23 protein-coding genes are annotated in these 25,380 nt (G+C 37.3%); 6 read left to right on the top strand and 17 right to left on the bottom strand.

The annotated features are described in order from the left end of the window. Window positions 1-41: 41 nt before the first annotated feature. Together NF867_RS16595 and NF867_RS16590 are read right to left on the bottom strand one after the other, a co-directional pair. On the bottom strand, window positions 42-626 hold the full coding sequence (locus tag NF867_RS16595) for a carboxymuconolactone decarboxylase family protein (protein WP_252589517.1): 585 nt from the start codon (window positions 624-626) through the stop codon (window positions 42-44). A 97-nt stretch (window positions 627-723) separates the two neighbouring features. Continuing rightward, window positions 724-1,278, bottom strand: a complete 555-nt coding sequence (locus NF867_RS16590; RefSeq protein WP_252589516.1) for a peroxiredoxin — start codon at window positions 1,276-1,278, stop codon at window positions 724-726. Between the two features lie 228 nt (window positions 1,279-1,506). Between NF867_RS16590 and NF867_RS16585 the strand changes: the two genes are divergently transcribed. Then, entirely contained in the window at window positions 1,507-1,929 is a 423-nt protein-coding gene (locus NF867_RS16585; protein WP_252589515.1) for a CBS domain-containing protein, read from the top strand. Here NF867_RS16585 and NF867_RS16580 read toward each other — a convergent pair. From NF867_RS16580 to NF867_RS16570, 3 genes are all read right to left on the bottom strand, one after another. Continuing rightward, on the bottom strand, window positions 1,926-2,939 hold the full coding sequence (locus tag NF867_RS16580) for a glycosyltransferase family 2 protein (RefSeq protein WP_252589514.1): 1,014 nt from the start codon (window positions 2,937-2,939) through the stop codon (window positions 1,926-1,928). The two genes, NF867_RS16585 and NF867_RS16580, sit on opposite strands and share 4 nt — an antisense overlap. Window positions 2,940-3,011: 72 nt before the next feature. Continuing rightward, window positions 3,012-3,896 carry a lysophospholipid acyltransferase family protein gene (locus tag NF867_RS16575; protein ID WP_341870058.1) on the bottom strand — a complete coding sequence of 295 codons (885 nt, stop codon included), beginning with the start codon at window positions 3,894-3,896 and terminating at the stop codon, window positions 3,012-3,014. Between the two features lie 69 nt (window positions 3,897-3,965). Beyond that, window positions 3,966-4,892: a lysophospholipid acyltransferase family protein gene (locus tag NF867_RS16570; protein WP_341870057.1), complete on the bottom strand. Its 927-nt coding sequence runs from the start codon at window positions 4,890-4,892 to the stop codon at window positions 3,966-3,968. A gap of 105 nt (window positions 4,893-4,997) precedes the next feature. Between NF867_RS16570 and NF867_RS16565 the strand changes: the two genes are divergently transcribed. From NF867_RS16565 to NF867_RS16550, 4 genes are all read left to right on the top strand, one after another. Next, window positions 4,998-5,636, top strand: coding sequence for a WbqC family protein (locus NF867_RS16565; protein WP_252589511.1), 639 nt, complete (start codon window positions 4,998-5,000; stop codon window positions 5,634-5,636). Window positions 5,637-5,738: 102 nt separating this feature from the next. Continuing rightward, window positions 5,739-6,728 carry a biotin synthase BioB gene (bioB, locus tag NF867_RS16560; protein ID WP_252589510.1) on the top strand — a complete coding sequence of 330 codons (990 nt, stop codon included), beginning with the start codon at window positions 5,739-5,741 and terminating at the stop codon, window positions 6,726-6,728. A 235-nt stretch (window positions 6,729-6,963) separates the two neighbouring features. Beyond that, window positions 6,964-8,892, top strand: a complete 1,929-nt coding sequence (locus tag NF867_RS16555; protein ID WP_252589509.1) for an AAA domain-containing protein — start codon at window positions 6,964-6,966, stop codon at window positions 8,890-8,892. 18 nt (window positions 8,893-8,910) lie between these two features. Beyond that, on the top strand, window positions 8,911-9,282 hold the full coding sequence (locus NF867_RS16550; protein ID WP_252589508.1) for a hypothetical protein: 372 nt from the start codon (window positions 8,911-8,913) through the stop codon (window positions 9,280-9,282). Window positions 9,283-9,329: 47 nt separating this feature from the next. Here the strand turns inward: NF867_RS16550 and NF867_RS16545 are convergent, their stop codons facing one another. From NF867_RS16545 to NF867_RS16525, 5 genes are all read right to left on the bottom strand, one after another. Continuing rightward, window positions 9,330-9,626 carry a Dabb family protein gene (locus tag NF867_RS16545; protein ID WP_252589507.1) on the bottom strand — a complete coding sequence of 99 codons (297 nt, stop codon included), beginning with the start codon at window positions 9,624-9,626 and terminating at the stop codon, window positions 9,330-9,332. A gap of 73 nt (window positions 9,627-9,699) precedes the next feature. After that, window positions 9,700-9,843 (bottom strand): hypothetical protein, encoded by a 144-nt coding sequence (locus NF867_RS16540; RefSeq protein ID WP_252589506.1) that lies wholly within the window; start codon window positions 9,841-9,843, stop codon window positions 9,700-9,702. 96 nt (window positions 9,844-9,939) lie between these two features. Beyond that, window positions 9,940-10,326 carry a DUF3037 domain-containing protein gene (locus tag NF867_RS16535; RefSeq protein WP_252589505.1) on the bottom strand — a complete coding sequence of 129 codons (387 nt, stop codon included), beginning with the start codon at window positions 10,324-10,326 and terminating at the stop codon, window positions 9,940-9,942. Then, a complete protein-coding gene (locus NF867_RS16530) occupies window positions 10,304-11,098 on the bottom strand; it encodes a HipA family kinase (protein WP_252589504.1) in 795 nt (264 codons plus the stop codon). The genes NF867_RS16535 and NF867_RS16530 overlap by 23 nt, the downstream gene beginning before the upstream one ends. A gap of 145 nt (window positions 11,099-11,243) precedes the next feature. After that, window positions 11,244-12,140, bottom strand: coding sequence for a diacylglycerol/lipid kinase family protein (locus NF867_RS16525; protein WP_252589503.1), 897 nt, complete (start codon window positions 12,138-12,140; stop codon window positions 11,244-11,246). A 74-nt stretch (window positions 12,141-12,214) separates the two neighbouring features. On the opposite strand from NF867_RS16525, the gene surE reads away from it, so the two are divergent. Then, window positions 12,215-12,949, top strand: a complete 735-nt coding sequence (gene surE / locus NF867_RS16520) for a 5'/3'-nucleotidase SurE (protein WP_252589502.1) — start codon at window positions 12,215-12,217, stop codon at window positions 12,947-12,949. A 13-nt stretch (window positions 12,950-12,962) separates the two neighbouring features. Here surE and NF867_RS16515 read toward each other — a convergent pair whose 3' ends face one another. The 7 genes from NF867_RS16515 to NF867_RS16485 form a co-directional block, all read right to left on the bottom strand. Further along, window positions 12,963-14,300 carry an ATP-binding protein gene (locus NF867_RS16515; protein ID WP_252589501.1) on the bottom strand — a complete coding sequence of 446 codons (1,338 nt, stop codon included), beginning with the start codon at window positions 14,298-14,300 and terminating at the stop codon, window positions 12,963-12,965. 76 nt (window positions 14,301-14,376) lie between these two features. Beyond that, the gene (locus NF867_RS16510; RefSeq protein WP_252589500.1) at window positions 14,377-15,840 is read right to left on the bottom strand and encodes an eCIS core domain-containing protein; all 1,464 of its coding nucleotides are present in this window, start codon (window positions 15,838-15,840) and stop codon (window positions 14,377-14,379) included. A gap of 140 nt (window positions 15,841-15,980) precedes the next feature. After that, window positions 15,981-17,438 (bottom strand): eCIS core domain-containing protein, encoded by a 1,458-nt coding sequence (locus NF867_RS16505; RefSeq protein WP_252589499.1) that lies wholly within the window; start codon window positions 17,436-17,438, stop codon window positions 15,981-15,983. Window positions 17,439-17,538: 100 nt separating this feature from the next. Next, window positions 17,539-19,503, bottom strand: coding sequence for an eCIS core domain-containing protein (locus tag NF867_RS16500; RefSeq protein WP_252589498.1), 1,965 nt, complete (start codon window positions 19,501-19,503; stop codon window positions 17,539-17,541). A gap of 33 nt (window positions 19,504-19,536) precedes the next feature. Further along, window positions 19,537-20,295, bottom strand: a complete 759-nt coding sequence (locus tag NF867_RS16495; protein WP_252589497.1) for a CHAP domain-containing protein — start codon at window positions 20,293-20,295, stop codon at window positions 19,537-19,539. 19 nt (window positions 20,296-20,314) lie between these two features. Further along, the gene (locus NF867_RS16490; RefSeq protein WP_252589496.1) at window positions 20,315-21,586 is read right to left on the bottom strand and encodes a contractile injection system tape measure protein; all 1,272 of its coding nucleotides are present in this window, start codon (window positions 21,584-21,586) and stop codon (window positions 20,315-20,317) included. Continuing rightward, the gene (locus NF867_RS16485) at window positions 21,583-25,374 is read right to left on the bottom strand and encodes a hypothetical protein (RefSeq protein WP_252589495.1); all 3,792 of its coding nucleotides are present in this window, start codon (window positions 25,372-25,374) and stop codon (window positions 21,583-21,585) included. Before NF867_RS16485 ends, NF867_RS16490 begins: the two co-directional genes overlap by 4 nt. Between the last annotated feature and the right edge of the window lie 6 nt (window positions 25,375-25,380).

Genomic DNA, 25,380 nt, shown 5'->3' with positions numbered 1-25,380 from the left:
CCAACAATGCGTTTTTAATATTTATAGACTAAGCTTTTTGATTAGATAATGGCAGAAAAGCCTTTTATCACCGCAGATAATCGAACTGCATCATAAACACGTGCTTGAGTGCTTCCATGTTTAAGAACCGAATCTTCGTGTGCATTCACACACATTTCGCAGCCATTTACTGCAGAAATAGCCAAACTCAGCAATTCAAAAAATTCCTTGCCTAAAACGGGATTCATCATCACACTCATTTTAATTCCAGCAGGAGTTTGATTGTAGTAATCTTTGTTTGTATAATGACGGAAACGATAAAATACATTGTTTACATTCATCATTGAAACTGCTGCTACGGTTTCGGCAATTTCTTCAGCTGTTGCTCCATTGTCTGTAGCCATTTGTTCAAAAACAGGGATCAATACTGTGTTTTTTTCATTGTAGGCTACTGAAAGGGCTAATAATGAACTTTCCTTTTTGGTTAGATTTGAGTAATTAAGTGCGTTTTGAACGTTAATTTTCAAGTCTTTTAGATAACGGCTGTCGGCATCAGCAAGTTTCAATAATTCAGCAGAAGCCTGATCCGGATTGATATTAAATTGCTCAAATAATGAAGCAAGAGTTTCGTTTTGTATAGCGATCATAAAAATGATAGAAATTAAAAATGAGAAGTGAAGTTTGAGAAAGAAGCATGCTGAATTGACTTTCAACATGCTCTTGGAAGGTAAAATAAACCTACAACTATGCTTTAATAGTTTCTTCGCCTTTAGTCCAGTTACAAGGACAAAGTTCATCTGTTTGCAAAGCGTCCAATACACGCAATACTTCAGCAACGTTACGGCCTACGTTTAAATCATTTAAGCTTACCCAACGAATAATTCCTTGTGGGTCGACAATGTAAGTAACACGATAAGCCACTTTTTCTGCTGCTTCTAAAATTCCAAGTTCTTCTGCCAACGATTTTGAAGTATCAGCCAGCATTGGGAATTTTAAGTTGCGTAAATCATCGTGATTCTTTCTCCATGCCAAGTGCACAAATTCACTGTCGGTAGAAGCACCGATCAATTGAGCATCACGATCTTTAAAATCCTGAAATTTATTATTGAATTCGGCAATTTCAGTAGGACAAACAAAGGTGAAATCTTTTGGCCACCAAAACATCACCATCCATTGATTAGCATTGATATGATCATGCGAAGTTATGTCATAAAACTCACTGCCTTTTTCAATTGAAACTACTGCTTGTTTTTTAAATTCCGGAAATTGTGAACCTACTGATAAAATTCTGTTTTGCATTTTTTAATAATTTAATATGTTTTCCTTTTTGATGATGCAAAAGTGAGGCTAATGGGTATATCAATCAAATCAATAGTTTTTATGATTTAATAGATTTTGTTTATTAATAATTGTAATTGTTTTTTAATCAGGTGAGTAAATGAAAAATTAGTTAGAAAACCTTGATAAAAATCATTTATTATTTTCAGAATAAGTCGAACATTTGTGCCATAATAAATGGAGGTTATCATGGATCAACTAGAACTGGTGAGTCAAATAATGACCAAAACTGTAATAACAGTTGACGAACAGGATGATTTGCGCCAGGTATTGAGTTTATTGAATAAGCATAATGTCCGGCATATTCCTGTAAAAAACGGAACGGAACTAACTGGAATAATCAGCAAGACCGATATTAATCGCTTAACATTTGGAGCAATGTTCGAGAATCAGGAAGATTCAGACGAAGCTATTTTGGAATTGTTGAGTATTCCTCAGGTAATGACATCGAAACCTCGAACCATTACATCTGACACATCAATAAAACATCTTGCAGAAATATTCGCAAAAGAAGAATATCATGCATTACCGGTAGTTGACCATGGAGTGCTCATGGGTATTGTTACCACCACAGACGTTATTAAATACTTGTTAGATCAGTATAATAGTTAATTAAGCTCAGAAAATATTTTTTTCTTTTTTGCAAAGTAAGCCCATACAATACTGCTTCCCCATTGGCCGGTTGTATTGGGCTTTTGCTTTTTAGGAGGAATTCGCTTTTTTGTCCAGGTGGATAAATGAAGTAGAAATTGCGTATGTGCTTTGTTAATGGAAAAGGCATTCTTAAATTTCCCATCAGAAATAAATTTAAACCATGCCAATAGATCGAGCCAAAACCGAATAAACAGAACTCCAAAAACCTTATTTGATGGCAGATTTTTACACAAAATGGCCAGGTTGTTCCGGAAATTAAGGTAGGTTTTAAAAGGACTTTCGGCTTGTAATGTTCCGCCACCCACATGATAAACTTCTGAAGAAGGACAATAAACAACTTTATAGCCTAAATTCTTTAGGCGCCAGCAAAGGTCTATTTCTTCCATATGGGCAAATAGGTCAGCATCTAATCCACCTGCTAAATCAAAATAGCTCTTTTTAATGAACATGGCAGCTCCTGAGGCCCAAAAAATCTCTTCAACGGTTTCATATTGGCCATTATCTGTCTCGATAGAATCAAATATTCGACCCCGGCAAAATGGATAGCCAAATATATCAAGGTAACCACCGGCGGCACCGGCGTATTCAAAATAGGCTTTACGTTTATGGTCTTTTAACTTAGGCTGAGCCACAGCAATCAAATCATCGCTTTCCATCAATTCAATCACCGGTTCGAGCCAATTGGGAGTAACCTCAACATCCGAGTTTAGCAGAACAAAATAATCTGCATTAACACGATTCAATATTTTATTATAACCGCCTGCGTAACCATAGTTTTGATCATTCTCAAGGATTGTTACTTGCTGATAATTTGACTGTACAAACTGAACAGAGTCATCACTTGAAGCGTTATCTCCAACAACAATTTCTAAATTATTATAGGTGGATTGTATTACCGATGGAAGGAATTGCTCTAGGAAGCGTTTACCATTCCAGTTTAATATTACTACAGCTACTTTAGGTTGCATTAAAATGATCTATGTATAATTGGAGTTTGAAGTATTGGTTAATAAGCTAAAGATTCATTTTCAAACTAAAATCTATTTCCACCTTCGGTGAGACCATAACCAAATTTCGGGTTGCTCATTAATCGCTTTTTCCAGTTGATTAATATGCATTTCAGTAATTTCACCCTCAGCTGTATCGTTTGGATTTTCAACCAAAGGGAAAAAAGTAACTTTATATCTGCCTCGTTCCGTCTTTCTTATATCACAAAATACCACCGGACAATTCATCATTTTTGCTGTTTTTTCTGTGCCCATAAAAACATGGGTTGGCTGATTTAAAAAGGTCGTTTTATAAGTAGAATCCTTTTTACCAGGGTATTGATCTCCGGCTAAGATGAGCAAAAAAGGTTTGTCGCGGTAGCTGATCAATTTTCTTAGAGTTTGTTTCATCGGGATCAAAACAGCATTAAATTTTGAACGTATTTTGAGTACCAATTCATCGAACTTTTCATTTTTTAAAGGCTTGTAAATAACCAATGCTGGATAGGGTGAATTGTGACTTTGAATTAATCCTGCCCATTCCCAATTGATCATGTGCCCAACTACTGCAATTAAACCTTTTCCTTTATCCTGATAGGTTAATAAATACTCTGGGTTGGTAATTATAAATCTTTCGGCAATTTGTTTTCTGGAAAGTGTAAGCATTTTTACACATTCCAATAACATATCGGTAAAGTTTAAGTAGAATTTGTTGGCTATTTGCTGAATTTCCTGTTCGGTTTTATACGGAAAGCTGTTTTTTAAATTCGTGATAATAACCTCCTTACGATATCCTATTATATCAAAAATTATAAACTTTAAGCAATTAGATAACAGGTATAAAATAGGAAAGGGGAGAAGCGCGATTAAATATAATACAGGAAGTGAAAGATAATAAGAGACTTTGTTCAATGCTGTAAATTTTGTTGCAGCAAATATAAGGCAAAACGGTCATTTCAAATGTTTAAATTTAATTTGACCGTTAGCAATATACGTATTGAAGTACTCTTAAGACGCGAATTCAGGTATCAACGTATCTATAGTAATATTTTGAGGCCGCTTAGATTTCCACCGACGATGTGACCATAACCAATTTGATGGATTTTTCTTTATAGCCTCTTCCAATGCGTTTAAATGCATTTTTGTAATGGCCAATTCTTCCATTTCTTTTGGTGAATCGGTAAGTAAAGAATATTCGGCTTCATAATAACCCCGATTTAACCGGCGGATATCACAATAAAAAACAACACTATTAGTAGACTTTGCAATTTTCTCAACACCTAAAAATACATTCGTTTCCTGGTTAAGAAAGTAAGTCCAGAAAGGTGAATTTTTACCTCCTGGTTTTTGATCACCTGCCAATACCAATAGCCAAGGTTTCCCTTTCAACTCGGCAATTTTTCGTAAAGTATTTTCTTTAGGTACTAAAATGGATCCAAATCTTGAGCGAATGCCTTTTACAAACGCATCAACAGGTTGATTTTTAATTGTTTTGTAAACAATCATTGATGGTACTGAAGAAACATGGCCTTGAATAAGTGGCCCGTACTCCCAATTTCCACAATGACTTACAGATATAATGCTGCTGCGCCCTTGCTGATGAAAAGCCTCTACTTTATCATATCCAATAAGTTTTATTCGTTTAACCAGTTCCTTTTCTGAAATCACACTTAGTTTAATTGCTTCTACCAATAAATCGCAAAAGTTTTGGTAAAACTGCTTTGCAATTAATAAAATTTCATCTTCTGATTTGGTTGGAAAACTCTTACGAAGGTTGGTGAAAATGACTTGTTTTCGATAACCTATTATATCAAAAACAATAACTTTCAGGAAGTTTGATAATAAATATAAGACTGGAAAAGGGAGGAAAGCAAACAAGTATATAACCGGCAACGCTAACGTGAACACAAATCTCTTCAAAATACGTGATTTAATTTTGTCAAATATATACTAATACAAATATTAATCGGTATTTATTAATTAAAAGTCCCAAGCCATTATTAAATGCATGCTAAATCAATTTTTTCTATTTTTGAACCGATGGAAAAAGGATTAATTCTCCCTACATGTTACTTAGCGCCTATTAGCTGGTTTGCAGCTTATCTACAGTATCAGGGACAAGAAGTTAAAGTTGAAAAGTTCGAACATTTCCCTAAACAAACCTATCGTAACAGGGCACATATATATTCGCCTAATGGATTGTTAGCATTGAGTATTCCTGTTGTTAAGGGTTCTAAAAATCATACAATTATTAAAGATGTTAAAATTAGCTATGATGCTAATTGGCAAAAAATACATTGGAAATCTCTGGAAAGCGGTTACAGAAGCTCTGCTTATTTTGAGTTTTATGAAGATGACTTGCGCCCGTTTTATGAAAAAAAAATCGAGTATCTGTTTGATTTCAATGAACAGTTAAATGAGTTTTTATTTAAAAGCTTAAAGCTCCGGAAGAATTATGGCTTTACATCTGAATACATTAAAAACGCAGGCAACGGAACTCTTGATATGAGAGAATTGATAAATCCAAAATCTGAATCAATTTATAAAACCGAAGAGTATTACCAGGTTTTTTCGAATTATCATGGATTTATTGCTGATTTAAGCATTATCGATGTTCTTTTTAATCATGGTAACAGAACTTTGGAGATCATTCGAAAATCGAAGTTTATCCAGCCGTAGATTTTTATTATACTTGAAACCTGAAATTTACTATAAGAAAATAGCTTTTAAATTCAACCAAAAGCTTTTTTTACTAAACCAAACTATCTAAAACTTTCAAATATGGCAGAAGTAAGACACAACTGGACGAAAGAAGAAATTGCTGAAATATACAATTCACCGTTGATGGATCTGATTTATCGTGCAGCAACCATTCATCGCGAAAACGAGGATTATTCAGAAGTCCAGATCAGCAGTCTGATTTCGATTAAAACCGGTGGTTGTCCCGAAGATTGTTCTTATTGTCCACAAGCAGCACGTTACCATACCGATGTTGAAGTTCAAGCTTTAATGCAGGTTGACACCGTTGTTAGTGCAGCGAAAAAAGCAAAAGAAGGAGGAGCCTCACGCTTATGTATGGGCGCTGCATGGCGCGAAGTTCGTGATAACCGTGATTTTGACCGCGTATTGGATATGGTTAAAGCCGTAAATGAACTGGATATGGAAGTTTGCTGTACTTTGGGTATGTTAAACGAACAGCAGGCTCAACGATTGGCTGATGCCGGTTTATATGCTTATAATCATAATTTAGATACTTCTGAAGATGATTACAAACGCATTATTACTACCAGAAACTTTGATGACCGTTTAAATACGATTGAAAACGTTCGTAAGGCCAAGATTTCTGTTTGTTCAGGCGGAATTGTAGGTTTAGGTGAAACTACCGACGACCGTATTTCAATGCTATTTACGCTTTCAAATATGGCCAAACACCCTGAATCGGTTCCAATTAATGCTTTGGTACCGGTTAAAGGAACACCTTTGGAAAACCAACCTCGAGTTCCAATTCAGGATATGGTACGAATGATTGCGACTACTCGTATTATCATGCCTAAATCAGTGGTTCGTTTATCTGCTGGAAGAACCGAAATGAGCCTTTCTGATCAGGCATTGTGTTTTATGGCTGGAGCGAATTCAATTTTTGCCGGTGAAAAATTATTGACTACGCCAAACCCGACATTTAATGAAGACATGCAGATGTTCGAAGTCTTGGGATTAACACCTCGAGAATCATTTAAAGAACGTAAGAAATCACAGGCCATTGCCAACTAAAAAACGTTTTTATATACTTTATTAAAATAAGATGCCTGGATTAACTCCGGGCATTTTTTGTTCAGTATCTCCTTTAGTCTCATTTATATTTATTTCTTATAATTAACATTATGTTAAGTAGTATTTAAAAGAATTCCAAAATTACCGTATTCTGCCACCTCATTATTTAAATAATCCTCTACCCTTAGATCGATGAAAATCATGATCTTTGCGTGCGTTAAATTATAACCAGCTGATGACAGCCATTGAAGAATTAAAGCATTTGCGCAAAGTGCTTAAGATTGAAAAGGAAGAAGATTTAGAACAATACCGAAAATTTGTGATTGAATCTGAAATTGGTGAACGGGTTAAAAATGGTAATAGCTGGTATCCGGTAATTATTACGCAAACGGGCTATGGTCGTGGTGAACAGGTTTTTGTAGAAATTGAACGTACCACGGCTAAAGGAACTGATCATCAATTGCAAACCGGTAAACGAGCGTCTTTATTTTCAAACGTAAATAATCAGGCTTCAAAGCAGCGTACTGAAGGTGTAATTGGAACGGCTGTAAAAGATAAATTGCGAATTTATCTGAATGCAGATGAATTACCAGAATGGATCAATCAAGGAAAGATTGGCATCGACCTGATTTTTGACGAAACTTCTTACAAAGAGATGGACGAGGCCTTGCGTTTGGTAGCCACAGCAGAAAATAATCGATTGTCGGAACTGCGGGAGATCTTATTGGGCCACTCTCCTGCCGGTTTTTCTGATTTAAGCCCCTCTCCTGTTAATACCGCTCTAAATGAATCTCAAAATAGTGCAATTCAGCAAATTATAAATTCAAATGATGTAGCTATTGTACACGGTCCTCCAGGAACAGGTAAAACAACCACCTTCGTTGAAGCAATTAAGCAGGTAACATTACAAGAAAAACAGGTTTTGGTTACCGCTCCCAGCAATACGGCCGTCGATTTTTTATGTGAACGTTTGGATGCTGAAGGATTGAATGTGGTTCGTATAGGCCATCCGGCCCGTGTTGGTGATCACCTTGCTGATTTGGTTATCGATAATAAAATAACGCAACACGAATATTTTAATGATATAAAGAATATCCGTAAAAAGGCCGAAGAATTCAGGAACCTTGCCTTTAAATACAAACGCAATTTTGGTAAGGAAGAAAGCCGTCAGCGCCAGCTTTTATTTAATGAGGCCCGTTCATTAAAGCAGGAAGCGATAAAACTGGAAGATTATATCATTACCGATATACTTTCGAATGCGCAAGTTATTGCGTGTACGTTGGTGGGTGCTAATAACCAAATTTTAAAAGACCGATTGTTTAAAACTGTCTTCATTGATGAAGCAGCTCAAGCTCTTGAGCCTGCTTGTTGGATTCCAATAATGAAGGCTGGCCGGGTTATTATGGCCGGTGATCATTTTCAGTTATCACCAACCGTTAAATCATATGAAGCAGGCAAACAAGGACTGAGCACTACCCTATTTGAGAAAACTATTGAACGCCAGCAAGTGGATTCATTACTGAATGTTCAATATCGGATGAATGCTGCAATTATGCAGTTTTCAAACGAACAGTTTTATGATGGACAATTAATGGCTGCAGCAACTGTAAAGAATCATAAATTATTCAATGTTGATGAAAATCCATTATTATTTATTGATACCGCCGGCTGTGGGTTTAACGAAAAAATAGAGAATTCAAGAAGTGCTTTTAACCCTGAAGAAGGCAATTTGTTATTGAGTTACCTGAATGATTTTTTGCAACAGTTTTGTATTGCTGATACAGAAGCATACGCCAATGTTAAACGCATTGGTATTATTTCTCCTTACAAGGCCCAGGTCGCTTACTTAGGAGAACAAATTGAAAACTTTGATTATTTGCTAAGCAATAAGCATAAAATTCGGTTTAATACTGTGGATGGCTTTCAGGGGCAAGAGTGTGATCTGATTGCAATAAGTTTGGTGAGAAGTAACGATAAAAACGAAATCGGTTTCTTGGCAGATACACGAAGAATGAATGTGGCAATGACTCGTGCGAAGAAAAAGTTATTGATAATTGGCGATAGTGCCACGCTTTCAAGTCATCAGTTTTACAAATCTTTTTTTGAACATGTGCAAATAAATAATTCATACCAAAGTGCATGGGAATTAACATATTTGCAATAGACCAATTTAATTGAATTTATGATAAAACGCTTACTTCAACTACTTGTATGTTTATTGCTGATGACGGTTTCGGCACATGCTCAAAAGTATTTACCTCCACCAAACAATGAAACGTTTAAAGAAACGGTTAAAGGTGTATCGTATACCTACCTTGATGGTTATATAACCGTTATCAATAACTCTGGTCATGATTTAAGCGTTTTAACTATAATGTCTGAATATAATGATGACAGGAAAGTAAACGGAATTGTGTTTTTTGAAGAATTAGCAGCAGGCTCAACCCACAAGCAAAAAGTGGAATTTACCTTGGATAGTGATGAAACAAAGGTGGATTATAAAACTCTCAAACCTGATTTGTTGATATTTTCTTATTTAAAAGCAGTAAGATGAAATTAAAAAAAGCCCCGCTTGGGGCTTTTTCATTATAATTGATTTTGTTATTGTGCGTCGTAAATCACCACTTTTTCGAAAAATGCTCTGAATTCTTCCAAAAAGGATTTATGTACCGGATGAACCTGGTAAACATCATGTCCGGCCAAGTCTTCGAATACAACCATTAAAGAAAAGGTATAGGTAGTATCAACCACGGCACGTTCAATTGGAGCTGGAGTACCAATATAAATTGATTTAATGGTTTCCACTTTTTCCAATGATTCTAAACCTTTACGGAAAGCGGCTTTTTGTTCTTCGGTAGTGTCGGCTTTAAGCCAAAATAGTACGTGATGTGTTAACATGAATTTTAATTTTAAAAGAGCCCAAAGATAGGAATAGAAGTAGTTTTTAAATAGCTGCTTTCAAAAGAAAAGCTTATATCCAGCCTAAAAAATACGCAAGTCCAAAGATAATGATGATGGAAATAATGAAAATCTTAACAAAACTTCCACTGAACTCTTTTCCTATTAAAAAGCCTCCTGGTTTGTGTCTTTCCTCATGGTGTGATGAATGTCTCATTTTTTTGATTGTTTATATATGCTCTTTCAATATAAAAACTCTTACTAGAGTTAACAAAATGCAATCTTTTATGTTTCAAATTGAACTGTTAACCTATTAAAGGGAAACTTGTTCGCTAAAGAGTTTTTCGAAGGTTTTTTCAATATTGCTACTTAACCCTGTACAAACCCGTGAAGTTTGTACCACCGTACTTCTCTTTGCTGTTAACCACCTAAACCGTGATGGCATATCCAATAAAGCAATCGGTCCTCCTTGCTTCCCTCCTTCACTTATACGTTGAAATGAACATAAATTATTTTCAAGCTCTGCAAAATCGAGGTTTCCGAAAGCAGCCTCCAAGCGATTTGTGTTTAGTTCGAAACGGGCTTTTAAAAATTTCTGTTTAGCGCAATAGAGAATAAGGCCTACATTTAAAAACTCGTCACGCTCTACCTTTGGCACCACGCGAATGATGGCATACTCATATAACTGCTTCTCTTGCATTGTTGGCTTCGTTAATAAAAATTTGTGAATTGGCTACTCGTAATGATAAAAATCTAAAATACATCTCGCGTTGTTCTTCAGCTGTTTCAAATGATCGTTCTGTTAACCATTCATCGGGCAATAAAGATACTATTGTCTTTATTTTTTCATCGGTTAAAATAGTTTTAAAAGCTATGTCAACTTCTTCCAATTCAGAAGCCTGATTGATAAGAACATGATCTTTTATCAATGCAAACGGCCTTAGTGCCTGATCCTCCCAGTTTTGCCCTGAATGATGGAAATACAGAGAAGCTCCATGGTCGATCAGCCAAAGCTCCTTATGCCATATCAGCATATTGGTGTTTCGGGCAGTTCGGTCCATATTGGTCAATAAACAATCGAGCCAAACGATCTGTGAAGCTAGTTTTGAATCCACTTCAGTTACGGTTGGATCGAAAGTAATAGCACCAGATAAATAATGTAGTGCTAGATTTAAACCCTCGCTTACTTTGAGTAAGTCCTGAATTTCTTCATCTGGTTCAGTGCGACCAAAGGCTTCATCCAAATTAGCAAAAACCAATTCCGGTACTTTAAAACCAAGTAAACGAGCTACTTCCCCTCCTATCAGTTCAGCAATAAGCGCCTTCGGTCCCTGTCCGGCCCCTCTAAACTTTAACACGTATAAAAAATCATCGTCTGCCTCGGCAATTGCAGGTAAAGAACCTCCTTCCCGTAAAGGCGCAATGTACCTCGTAACATTCACTGTTCTTAAGTGAGTTTCCGTATCAATCATTAGTACTTATTTGAGAATTTATTTAGATGATAAAATGTGCAAATAAACGACAAAGAAAAGTAATTAAATTTCTTAACTGGCATATTGTAGATGCAAATTTTATCTAAAGCAAGGTAACAAGTATAATTATTGCGTTTAAAAAGATTTAAGGCATTAAAAACTCGAGAATCCCCTCTTTCAACTCAATTTTAACTTCCGAAGATTTAGGAATTTTAATGAATTCATCGTCTATGTGAACTAAATTATCCGACCACCCTATTCTTACACTTTTAGCCTTTATATTCATTAATGTATGATTCTTTTCCTTGCTATCAATTTTTCCAGTAACGTAATTAACCAGCTTGTTTTTATCCTTTTCGGGTACTAAAACCACATTTAAATAACCATCAAATGGTGTTGAATCGGGTGAGAGAACTAAATTAGGTCCAATTGAACGGGTATTCATAATCTCAGCCATAAGGTACTTTCCTGAATAATCTGTTCCGTCAATTTCTATTTCACAATATCTGCTGTCATAGGCCTCAATAATTTCATGTAATAATTCCAAAGCGGTTTGAATACGTTGCTCAGGTGTTTCCAAATCATTCATTTTTTGCTTTTTCATTTCCATCATCAGTTTTGGAAATACTCCAAACCCAAATGATTCTAAAAAGAATGTGGTTTGTTCATTATAAGATATAAGGCCTATATCATAATGCTTGATCTTGGCTTTATGCCAGGCATGAACCACCGCTTCTGTGTCTTTTGCTAAACCTAAGGTTTTTGCAATATTATTTGCTGTTCCTAATGGTAGTAAGGCTATAGGCCAGCTTTGTTCTAATACTTTCCGATCAAGTAGTTCCTTGGTTAATTTTCGAACGGTACCATCCCCTCCTGCTGAAATAATAAAATCGGTATCTGCTTCTATCGTATTCCAGCCCTTCTTCTTTATAGAGGCATAATTACATTTAAAGCCATTCGATTCAATTAAGGCGATCAGCTTTTTCTTCGAATGTTCCAAATCGCCAGCGGTTGGATTATGTATTAACTTGATGGTTTTCATATTGTTGATTTGAATGTATAAATTAATGAAAATCAATTGGTTATTTATGGCATTATTATTTAAGTAGATTATCCATGAGAATTTTAATCACTAACGACGACGGAATATATAGCCCGGGAATAGCAGCTTTGGCAAAAATCGCGCTAGGCTTCGGCGAGGTATTTATTGTGGCCCCTGATGTAGAGCAATCATCGATGGGGCATGCGGTAACACATTCACGCCCCCTATCTTTTAAAAAATCTCCCATTTACTTCGAAGGTATTGAAGCCTTTCGGGTAAATGGCACACCTGCCGATTGTGTGGCATTAGGTACCCATATTTACACGCAAATTGATCTGGTACTATCAGGTATAAATATGGGAATGAATTTAGGGAATTCCATTTGGCATTCGGGCACTTTGGCAGCCGCCAAGCAAGCTGTTTTATTGGGTGTTAAGGGAATTGCCTTTAGTACCTCAGTAGGAAACACTGAACCTGATTTTGAAGCATTAGAGCCTTTTGTAAGGGATACTTTAGATGTCCTTCTTAAAAACACCAATTTTGGTTTATTTAACGTAAACGTTCCTCCGCAACCTATTGGCATGAAATGGACACGGCAATCGGTGCGGTTATATGATGGAAAAGTAGTGCCTGGAGTTGATCCAATGGGTCGTAAACATTATTGGTTTACAGTCACTCCTCTAGAACAAAGTGAAGAGAATAGCGACCGTTGGGCCATTGAACATAATTTTATTTCGGTTACACCATTGCGTTTAGATTTAACTAACGAAGAAGAATTGAAAAGAATAAACAACAAAGGAAGAGAGTAATACTCTGGTAAAGTTAGGCCACAAACACCTTCTCTTCCTTTTCATATTCTCGTTTAATTCCTTCGAGAATATCTGCTTTTTGGATGGTTATACTATTTTGATGAATCGTTTGCAACGAAGCATAATGAATTACATTAACGATTGCCGAACCGCTTAGCTCGTATTTATGAGCAATGGTTTTTAGGTCGATATCATTAGCTAATACTGCTTTAGAAGGCACCGATGATTTCCACAGTTCCAGGCGTTCTTGAGGGTTTGGAATTGGAAAATGAATAATGGCATTAAACCGACGGACGAAGGCTTGATCAATATTACTTTTATAGTTAGATGCTAAGATAATGAGACCAGGGAAATCTTCTACGCGTTGCAATAAATAAGAAACTTCCTGATTTGCATACTTATCATGTGCATTTTGAACATTTGTTCGTTTGCCAAACAAAGCGTCAGCTTCATCAAAAAACAGGATCCAATTTTTATGTTCTGCTTTGTTAAAAACCTTTTCTAAATTCTTTTCAGTTTCTCCAATATACTTCGAAACAATCTGAGACAAGTCAATTCGATAAACCTCTTTCTTAAACTGTTTACCTAAAAGTGCAGCAGTTAAGGTTTTACCTGTTCCTGGATGTCCATAAAACAGCGCCCTATAACCAGGCTTGATTTTATTATCCATTTCCCAATCGTTCAAAAGGGTTCTGTTATGATTCAACCAAATTTTAATATCCTCAATTTGAGACTGTGTCTTTTGATTTAGAATCAGATCGGTCCAGTTTAATTTAGTGGAAATGTTTTTTGCCGGAAAATCAGGTCCGAATGTAGGTTTTGATATCGAACCAATAGTAAACAGATCAATATAATCTTGCTGAAGTACAATCTTTCCACTCATCCGAGGTTCACCATCTCGTAATTGTTCAATGCTCAAAATATTCTCTTTAGCAAAGAAATGATCAGGTGAAAAATAGGTGCTTGTTTGCATTCTTTTAGCAATATCATGGCCTCCTAAAATGAATAAAGCAGTTTCGCCGGTAGGTATCGTTCCGCGGTGGTTATTGCCTTTTACACCGCCAATCTCCGGGAAATCTCCCCCATTGGGCAAATAGGTTTGAATAGTTGTGTCAAGCAATGTAGGCTGGATATGGGGAGCTAATGCTAAAAGGAGGATAATGTATTCTTCGATATTTACCTGGTAAAAGGCTAAAAATTGATTAAGCGGAGCATTGTCCTCCTCCAATTTTATTTCAGGATAAGAAAATTGTTCATCACTTTCTTTATTAAAAAAATGATGAAGCCTTCGGTTAATAGTTTCCTGAAGGAATGAAAGTGAATTGGTAATGTTTTGATGATAGGTTTCCAAGATGCGGCTTCTGTTTAATTAAAAATACTTTTAAAACAGAGGAATTCCAACAGATGTATAAGTTGATAAATTAATATTAGTGTCCTTTCAGCACATTTTGAGGAGCAATCATTTTTAAGGTAAGCCAATAAGTTGCTCCATCCTTATCACCTCCTGAAATAGATTCACGCTCAACCTGAACATCTAAGAAATCTGTGAAGCGATAGCCTGCTCCCACACTGTAAGATTTAACCGAAGCGGCATCTTTACCTACTTGGAACCCTCCTCCAACCGAACCAAAACCAAAACCTCCGCCTTGTTTACGTGGATCGATACGAATACCCACCTTAGCCATAAAACTCGCATCAACTCCCGGTTCATCATTTATCCCTAAAGTAGTATCTACACCAAATGTGAGATAGGAATTTACAGGTATAACAGGTAGCGGTCGGTCTCTTTTTTCTAAACCAATACCTAATTTCAAATCTAAATTGGTACCGGCACCCAAACTTATAGTGGGTAAGAAACCATGGCGTTCGGCAAATTTGTTTAAGCGTGGTAAACCCTTTGCCCCCAGGTAAGTGCCAAAGGCACCCAATACTGCCGGAATCCATAAACTGCTGGCCCCAAACCCTTGTTTAGGCAGCCCAATACCCATTGTTACACCCGTAAAGGCTCCAAAACTACCACCAATCAGGTTCGCATCTTCTGTAGCAATATCACCTATTAAGTGACCCATTGCACGCTGACCCCGTTGAGTAAAAGGCTGAGGTGGATCGGTTGGCTTCATTGGTATATCACATGTACCATCTTTCAACTGTCCTGAAACCGCCGAAACAAAGTCTGGGCTTTCTTCCTTAAATTCGCCTGTTTTTTTATCAAAACAATATTGTTGTCCCGGAGGATGACCTTTTGTGGCAGGAATCTCCCGATAGCATTGCAAACCAGGATGCAATTTTCCTGACTCGGCTGAATCTCTGCACCACTTCCCTTTTTTTACCAACTCTTCGTAATCAGACTGAACAGGGGTAGCAGGTTGTCTTTGGATTGTGGATGTATTTGAAGATGATTGCTGCACCACATGCGTTAACTCATGAGCCAATAATTGCTTGCCCGTTGTCGTATTGGGCTGATATTGATTCTTTCCAAAAACAATGTGATTTTTAACGGTATAAGCGTTTGCATTGATCTCGGCGGCCGACTCTTGTGCTGTTGCATTATTATGTATTTGCACCTTGCTGAAATCATAATTTAGTTTTGATTGCATAAGGTTTAGGGTTTGATCATCCAATGCTTGTCCATTAGCATTAATAATATTGGAAACGCTTTTAGGAGCGATAAAGCTATTAGATTGAGAGGCTGAAGCAATTGATTTAGGAAGAAAGAATGATGATCTTATTGAACCCTTATGCTCAGATAAAATGTTATTTGCCATTTCATTAGCTTCTTGTTCATAAGAATTACCCACTGACAATACTGAGTTGAAAAATGATTTAGGCTCGAGGTTAGGACTCTGTTGAGAAGATTTTGGTATAACCGATGCTTTATGACACTTTCTCATGGTTAATCAGCTATTAAACAGTCAGCTATTTAATTGAAATTAGTTGCTGGTATTTTCAATTCGTATACTAATATCTGAATAAAACCTAGTAATAAACGTCTGATTCATATAGACTTATGTCTTATGTAAATTACGTTCTATTATTGAAAACCACTCTTTTTAAAGTATTCATAGAGCTTACGATTCCTTGCTTTTAGCAAATCAGGGTTGATCTTATAAATAGCAAAGGCTTCTGCAAAGGCTTCCTGTTCATTTTTCTTTGAATAGTCTGTTAATACAGGCTTATCTTTCACTAGTTTTAAAAATTCGGAAGCAACCGAAGGTCTTTTGTTATAGATCGCTTCGGCTTCATCATGAATTTTCTTTAATTCATCCAATTTTGGTTTCATTCCTTTTTGCTTGTCGGCAGAAGCTTTATCATATTCCTTTTGGTACTTATCTTTAAAATACATGGCCTCCATGTATGGCCGTGATCTTGAATACATCAATGCATGGCCTATTTCATGCAGTATGCAGGGCACCCCTGGTGACACTCCTGCAGTGTTTTTTACTTTCGTATCGGATGTGCCATCAAAACAGAACTTCCAAAACTCGATCCTATAATCGTTTTGGATAATATCCTGTGTGGTAAGTGCGGCAACAACTCTGTCACCATCTTCTATCATCACTCCTGCCTGCTTAATAAAACGATAACCTTTTAGCTGGGCAGCTTCGATATCATTTAACATTGATAGTGCTTCCGATATCAATACAACTTCTGATTTTAACCATTTTCCTCCATCATTCTCCAATTTAATACCATAAGCAGCTTGAAAGTCGGGAATTACTTTATCTGCAGTGTCTACATATTTGAAGTAAACACGTTTATCATGATAACAAAAGAAATGGTACTTGCCATCAAAATATACATCATGCGCTTTTCCTTTGATAGGTGTATAGCCATCTAAGGCCGCAAAATCATGTTGGTTTTTAACTGATACCAAATCACTTGTTTTTACACCATTATCTGTGCATTTACGTTGAATAATAGGATTTGGTGTATTCCCCTGCTGCACCACATGCGTTAATTCATGAGCCAGTAATCTCTTTCCCTCTGTGGTTTCGGGTTGATATTGGCCTGCACCAAAAACTATATGATTTTTATGTGTATAGGCCTTTGCATTAATATCCGCGGAAGATTGATTGGCGGTTTGATCATTATGGATTTGAACCCCACTAAAATCATAACCGAATCTAGTTTCCATAAAATCTTTGGTTGAACAGTCTAATGATTTTCCTGTTGATCCAATTACCTGATGAATGCCCGATGAGGTTATTTCAGAATTAGAATTAGAAGCGGTTTCTGATTTTAATTGCAGTTTTTCTTCTTCCTCGCAAGCGGCACATTTTCGTTGTAAATTATTATTGCTATTGCCTTTAGCCAGGAAAAATGGGGGTTGGATCTCACTTTTAACAGCTCTTTCAGCAATTGAATTTGCTTCCTGTTCGTAACTATCATTGGATTGGTTAATTGTAAGCTTAGGTTGAATAAATAACTCCGATCCGTTGCTATTCGATTTTTGAATCACTGATTTCTTTATGTAGCCATGTTTAATCATAACATGTTGTTAAGTATTAGCGTGATTAAATACTATACATTACCCGTTACTTTATATCGGGGATTTTTATATAGCACAGTCTTAAATTCATGGGTTTAGCTTATGGATTTACTACATCTGCTTCATTTTTCCTTACCCGATCATAATTTGGAGCACCGCATGGCCCCATAATACCAGCCGCAGTATGTGGAAGTGGTGAAGCAGTACTCAAAAAGTGACCCGCCTCATGGGATAATGTTAACCCGTCAGCGCAATCATTGTCTTCAAGTAATGTGTTTGAGCCTAGAGTCCCGGCGTTCGCATCATCTATTGTCGGAGTTGCATCCTGTTCATATTCCCATACCAAATAAACATTCCAATTTCCTCCCGTCGCGAATGCAGTAACCTTTCTCCATTCATCCGTTGCTGGATTGGTTGTAAATACAACTTGAGGTCCAAGGTTTGTAAGTACTGTTGGTGAATTTACCGTACCTTGAGTAAACAAGACATTTGCCTGACGTTGCCAAATTCTGTTTAATGTTGCTGTTAATGTGGGTGCTGATGCAACAGCTCTTGTTGTTCGGTGTTGGGGTTGTGCTGGTATAAATCCAAAGAACCGTGCTGGCTGTGCAGTGTCGCTCATAAAATGATAGTCGACCGTTATATTACGCGGATCCTTAACCTCAATTCTTAAAGTATCCAAAACAGTTGCTCCTTGTCTTGCTTCAATTCTGGTAGCACCATCGGCAACACCAGTTATTTGTACACCAGCACCAATTGCGACTACCGTTGCAACTGCTGGATTCAACGATACAAATGTTGGTGAAGCACCTAGGGGTGTAATAGTCACAGCGGCAATCCTATCTTCACCAACTGGTACCACCTGAAAGTTAGGTGTTACCGTATCATCATAACCATGAAATACCTGAATAGCTGATTCTGAAAATACAGCCGATGTTGCTGGTGGCGGTGGTGGTATAGGCGTTGGTATAGTGATGGTAACTCTTCTGTTAAGTGCTAATGAGGTCGAAAACTGATCAGTTTCGCCATTGGCAAAAACATCTATAAATGCTGGTGGAATACCTGCAGCTCCACTAGATGGTGTTGTTAACTCATTAAAAACGATTTCGGCACGGCTACACGATAAGGGCCAATTAAGGCTCGGACCACCTTCAATGCTAGCAAAACCATCAACCCTTACCGGGTCGGAACCTCCTGATGTATGCCAGTTGTTTACAAAATTATCAATTGCAGCTATTTCTATGGGAGATAATGCACTGCTATTGCTTCCAAACAGAATATCAAGGCTGATACCTGCTGCTGAGGTGTTTGGAATTTGACAAGTCATTGCAGGTGCGGTACTCGGGTCATTTTCTAATGTATGTCGTTGAATGGGCAATTGCCTATTTCCTGATTGCTGAATCACATGTGTTAATTCATGTGCCAATAGTTGTTTTCCTGCATAGGTATTGGGTTGATAGTGTCCATTTGCGAATACCACATGATTTCGATGGGTATAAGCCAGGGCTTTTATTGCTGCAGCCGATTGATGTGCGCTATCGTCATTGTGTATTTGAACATCAGAAAAATCATAACCAAACCGGCTTTCCATAAATGCTCGGGTGCCTTTATCTAACGAATTTCCAGATGAATTAATTACATAGTTTACAGTGGATGGAGCTACTAAATTGCTAGTTTGTAATGCTACAGCTTTTGTTTGAATTTGCTCATCTTCATGCTCACATGCTGAACATTTTCGTTGTATCGGAAAATCATGGATCGGTTTTAACTGAACAGGTCCTTCTTCTTCATCTTCTTTTCTGTGTAGTTCCTCTTCTTCACAAGCCGCACATTTTTTTTGAATAACAGGTTGGATAGTAGGAGGCTGAATCGTTTCTGGATCCGGCATGCGCATTACCTTTTCGGCCATAGCATCTGCTTCGTGCTCATAAGGATCGTCCACGGCACCTATGGTTAATTTAGGCTGCACAATAACAGGTGCAAAAAATGGATTATTTTTTTGCTTCTGATTATGAGCAACATTGCTTATAGATTTTTCCGATACTCCTTTTACATGTGTCTGCATGCTATTTTGGTTTAGCAGGCTTAAAATTTAAGGTTATAACTTTACTCTTCCATAGCCCAGTAGTTTATCCATTCGGGTTTTTACATAAGAGAAACCAGCAACGTTAGCAGCTTTATTTCCTTCAATGGTATATATAAATCCATCTTCGAAGTGATGAACAATACCTATATGACCGAAGCCCGAAGGCATACTCACACGCCACCAAGAGACAATATCTCCGGGCTCCAGTTGCGGACCACTGCCATCAAACGTCCAACCTTTTTGTTTGAACTGGTTGTAAATATTCCGGGCGCCGGAAGTATACTTAAATGGCATTGCCGACTTATCACCACCAACAGCTTGCAAGAAGCACCAACTAACAAATGCTGCACACCAACTGTTTCCTTCCCCTAAACCGGCTGGTTGTAAATATTTCCTGCACCAGGGGCCCATATTGTTTCCACCAACTTCCCCCGCCCCTGATTTTAACTCATTGATCGCAATTTCAAGTGCTTTCCTACCGATAATATTCCCTCCAAGTGAACTAGCTGGCATAATTTTGTAATCAATAGCTCCAACATTAACCACACTTCTCGGGTTTTTCAGGGCCCATAGGGTAATGTCTCCCACTTTGCCATCCACTTCCAGCGGTTCGTTGTGCTTATCTAAATGGCTTGCCTGAAAGCTTTTAATCGCTTTTTCAGTAGCCGTATCGAACATGCCTGTAACCGGTATGTTGTAATCAAGTTCCCTTAATATATTTTGAAGTTCGGTAACCGCTGGACCCTGACTCCCTTTTTTTAATAATGCCATAAGATTGTGACTTTATTGTTCAACACCATTCGGTGTGTAAAATGCCGTTCATCCATGGGAGCTTAATAGTTCCAAAGCCCCAAGGCAATTTGTCAATCAGTACATCATAAGCTTTTTGTTCAACCACCAGCAACCAACCCTCATCGGTTTGTGTCAGCTTACCCTGCCGTTGCAAAAATGTTGAACGAAGGGCTTCAATACTTGTGTTTTTAAGCGCCGACCAATGCTGAATAACCGTTTGTAATAGTAGATCACATTCGTTTTTAACGTTATCTTCCAATTCAATATCAGTAAAGACCACAGCTTCAATATCTCCTCCGCATAACACTTTGTTAAGAGTTAGGTCAAACTCCTGGAATTCTTCATTGCCGGTTGTTAAATACTCCAAAACCAGCATCGCGTTATTTTGTGATGCGTTACTTATCCAGCTTGTACCACTCATTAAGTTTAGTTCCTCAAATAATACCGGTAAAAAAGGATGTAATAATACAAGACCGGCGTTGTTGAGGTAAATTTCATTAGTTACTATATTCTTTGAATTAGATTGACTTGATTCTTCCGATTGGCTAATCAATTTAACAGCTCGATCAATTACAAACTCAATGTCTGAATCAATCGAAAATGGAGTTTTCTCATCAGTAAGTATTTTTAGCAGTACTGCATTTATTGCCCTGGGATCATTTATAGCCTGATCTTCATTTTCAGAAGAAAAATCTTTAAACTGTTTTTTGATAGTGGCCACAAGACTTGTTTTCCCTTTTAGAATCGCTGCAATAATGGCATCAACAAATCTTTCTGAGAACTGATAAGCTAACCGTTTTACTGCTATCTTCTTGTCACTAATTTGTTTTTTAAGCGATTGGATGAATTGATCATTTAGCAGAAGTAATGACTCCAATTCGTTGATTGATTGTATTTTATAGTTCCATTGTAAATAACCATGCTCAAGAAAAAAGAAAAAAGCTTCTTCGGCTAGTTGTTGCTGATTTGTTCTTAAATCAATTTCCTTTTTAGGGACTAGGATCAACTTTTCTTTTAGTTTACGAATTACTTCAATAGTAAATTCATCCTCCCAGTTTTTAGTATTTAATACACCACAATCAATCTCAAGATGCTCAACAGCGGCGAAATAGTTCTCACCGAAGAGCGCATTAAACAAGACCTCAATCTGAGGCTGTATGCGATCATAAAACACCTCTGTCAGCCTGTTTTGCATACCAAAGGCATCATCAATGTTTGAAAATTGAACCTCAACAAATTGCTTTTGTATTTTATGCTCAACCCTGCTCATTTGTTTTTACCCTTAGGCGGTTTAGTAGTATCTTTCTTTTTCACATTTCCAACAATCACATTCAGTTTTACTCTTTCTTCGCGCAAAGCAAAGCAACCTTCTTTAGTAATACCTATTACTCTTACTAATGGATTATCATTACTTGGAAGTAACTGGACCTGGGGTTTTGCTCCTGTGCTATAAATCGGTAGCCCGCTATGGAAGAACCAGAGATAGGTGTTAAAATCTGGTTGAATGCTGAATTCAAATACTGGTTTGTTAAATTCAACCTGGTTACCAATTAGTTCTTTTATTACAGGTTTATTATTACATTTTTCAACCTTAACCCCAGTACATTTATTTACAGCAATGCAACCAAATGGAGGAACTAAGAATTTGGTTTGCCGTTGCGTATCTACTATAGTAACACCTGTTTTTTCATACATTACAAGCAGATTCATCAGTTGATCATTTAGCATGAACGATACTTCAAATGTCATTGAGAAATCATGACAATCAAACTTATCGATAATTAATAACTGCGTTTGTGCATCGTAAGCAAACATTGGTTGATTGTTGCCAATAAACTGGCCTGGTATTAATCCATTTATCTTGTCAAACAGTGCTTTGAAAACCGCATCGAAATTGGTAGAAGTAAGTACGTTTTGATTAGCTGCAAGTACATCTTTAAAGATTGGCAATATATCAATTGGTACTTCTTTCAGATTTTCATCAATCAATTTTAATGTGGCATTTCTTGGTTCCATGACCAGCTTACTAACTGGTTTGGATATCCATAAAATATAATGGCAGGCCGTTGAATTTCCTCCACATGGAAGGTTACAAGGAACCTGACAAGTATGGCTTTTTATAACTGCTTCGGCTGTTTTACCTTCTGAATCTTTAACAGAAACCTTAAGATCAGGACTGCCGCTTTTTAGTACTACGAATTGATCGGTCAACTGAGCACCGCTAGCGGTTATCACATACGGAGGTGTGCCACCATCAACCTCAATGTTTACTTTATATTCCGTTCCGCTTTCATTACATAAAGGATCACCTGCGACAATTCGTAATGGCGCTGGCTCTGAGGATTGAAGTACATAGGAAACTGGTGTACAATCGCTGCAACAGATGTATGGTACATAAAAATCGGCGATAACAGTACCTGAAGTAAAAGGAAATGCTGTCCTTTGAGGTGGTTTTCGTATGGCTGCCAAAAGGGCGTCGCGAGAAGCTAACGGAATGTTCTTATCCGCATCAAGAAAATCTTTTACTGCATTGGTAAAGTAAGTAAACTGCTCCGGACATTTGAACTCTACCGCTGTTTGGAGCTCGTCCGTAGCCGCTTTAATCTCTTCATCTGAAACATCCCGATCGATCAGGTCAGGATGCTTTGCCAGCATCAGTTTTCCAAGGTTTTTATTGACAAACAAGGCGCTTACATCAAATTTTCGGTTTCTTGTATCTTCAAAATAAACCAAAATGAAGGTTCCTCCCCTTACTACACCAGCTTTGTGCTCAATTCCTCCATGCTTTTTAAAGTAATTATTGAATTTTTGGGCGAGCTTGTACTGATTGATCCGTCTGCGGTATTCATCCTTAAGTGCCTCCAACTGCTCAACAATACAAGTGCTTAAAAATACTTGCACTTTATCAGTTATTAATCTCAATTGTTTAGCAAGATTCTTTACCGCCTTTTCGTATCGATTATAAGCCGTTTTGAACTCAGTCATGTTCAGCTCCGAAAGTTCATTGGTAAGCAGAATTTTGAACATGCTTTCAATACTGTCAATGAGTTCGAAAAACCTGAAATATAAACTAGCCGCTTTTATTCGGGTATCGAGTGAGATAGGATTAGTAAATATATTACCGGCAATATTCGAAAGATAAATATCGCCTATTGAGCCCTTCTTTACCCCACAGATCTTTCTTAAAGAACTTCCCTTTTGATATATTTTAGTTAGATGTGATTCGCTCACCAATCGTGATAAAATAGGATGGTTAATTGTTAATCCTTCGAAATCAGTTTTGGCTATCAGTTCATTTACTTCGTCTTCATCTTCATCATCAACAGTGTTTGTTACCAATCCTTTGACAAGCTCCTCTTTAGCTCTAACGAGATGGAGATCTAACGCTTTAGGCTTAAATTCAAACCGATAAATATTACAGAAAGCATCATGCAGTTTGCAAATGAATTCGGCTATTAATACTCTGTAATCCGACTCCAAGTCCTGAATTACACATTGAGGCTCCTCTCCTTTCAGTATTGCTCCAATAAAATCAGCACTTAGCGCTATAACTTCAAGCGGAAGATTGTTTTCTTGCTTTATTTCAAGGATATCGGGCAATGCAGTTGCAACCTGTTTACCTATATGTCCTTCAATTCTGAAGAAATTATACTTTTCGATATCAAAAAGCAGAGGTTCTCGGACCAACGTATTGGAAGCGTCAGTATATTCGTCACTTTTATAGCCTAAATTGTAATCAGCTTCGCCTTCAATCGTTTTCTTATAATTCCAAAATTGCAGTAATGAGGATTGGCCTGCTCCTACTTTCAGATTATAATAATAGGGTATGCAACGATCGCCGAGCTGAGTTTTACCAAATGAACTAGGGGTGATTTTAATTTGCCTTTTCCCAAATTCCGAAGGAACATCAGGGGTAAAATTGAGTATCAGTAATTTGAGTTTATTGAACAGGAAACGTATTTCTCCAAGTTGATAGCTTTGCGCATCGAAAAGTGGTGAGTAGATGAAAAACTGTCGATAGGCAGATTGTTTGCCGGTCAATGTATTTGCTGTGGCCTCTCCAAGTACCAGGTGCAAAGGAAACCGCATTTCATCGGTGCAACATTCACTATTTACATAATAAGCTTTCTCCCTAAACTCATTGTAGGTTTTAACCAGGTCGTCCAAAAAGTCATAGAAATATTGGATGACCAGAGGATTGTTGGTAAGGATTTTCTGTTTAGCCAGCTTTAATGCATTTCCAACTCCGCCGAAAGGATTTCCAGATGATTCCTCCAATAAGTAACTGTAGTTAGTGTAGCTGCCGTTTAAAGCCAGATCAATTTTATCAATGGTTACATCGTCAGTGATAGCTGCAAAAGCCGCTAAAACAGCTGATGTAGTTAGTACATTTTTTACCGGGACATTATAGCGTTTAAGTTCTACGTGTGGTAAAGGATTTTTTGTACCTTTTCCCGGGTTATTTACAGTTATCTTATCTAAAACAGCTTTTTTAATAAGTAAAACTTTGGGTTCAAAATCCATGCGACTGCCTTTGTCGTTGCAATCGTTGGTATCACAATTTTTTAGCTTTAGTTGTTCGGCTTCCAGGAATAGTACGACAGCAAGTTCAGCTAAAACTTGATTGCTCAAGCTCGAAAGAGCTACAGCTGTCGCTTTTATATCAGCACTTAGTTCATTTAATTGAGCGGATGTGATTAACTGAAGCATTGGGTCTGTAAACCCTGGTTTATAAAACGGAATTGAACCTGCCACACCACTTCCACACTGGGAGATAAAATCAAAATCTTCAGGGAACTCTGGAGCGTTATAAGGGATTACATGCGTGTATTCGTTATCACAAAGTGTAATTAAAAAGCCCTGTGAAGTTAATCCACAGCCTTTAGATATTTTGATAGAAGATGTTCCAACAGTAATTTCCAAACCGCACACAATACCACACCCGATCAATTTCGAACGGGTTAACCTGTTTTGTTCGTCGAGGTATTTGCGCAAATCATTCAGGTGTGTGTTGGTTAGAACCTGGTCGGCATCAAATACAGGAAAACTGGTTTGCATACCCAT

Source organism: Solitalea agri, assembly GCF_023914155.1.
Taxonomy (GTDB): Bacteria; Bacteroidota; Bacteroidia; order Sphingobacteriales; family Sphingobacteriaceae; genus Solitalea; species Solitalea agri.
Note: the sequence above shows the minus strand (reverse complement) of the source record. Positions and strands in the feature narration are given on the sequence as shown.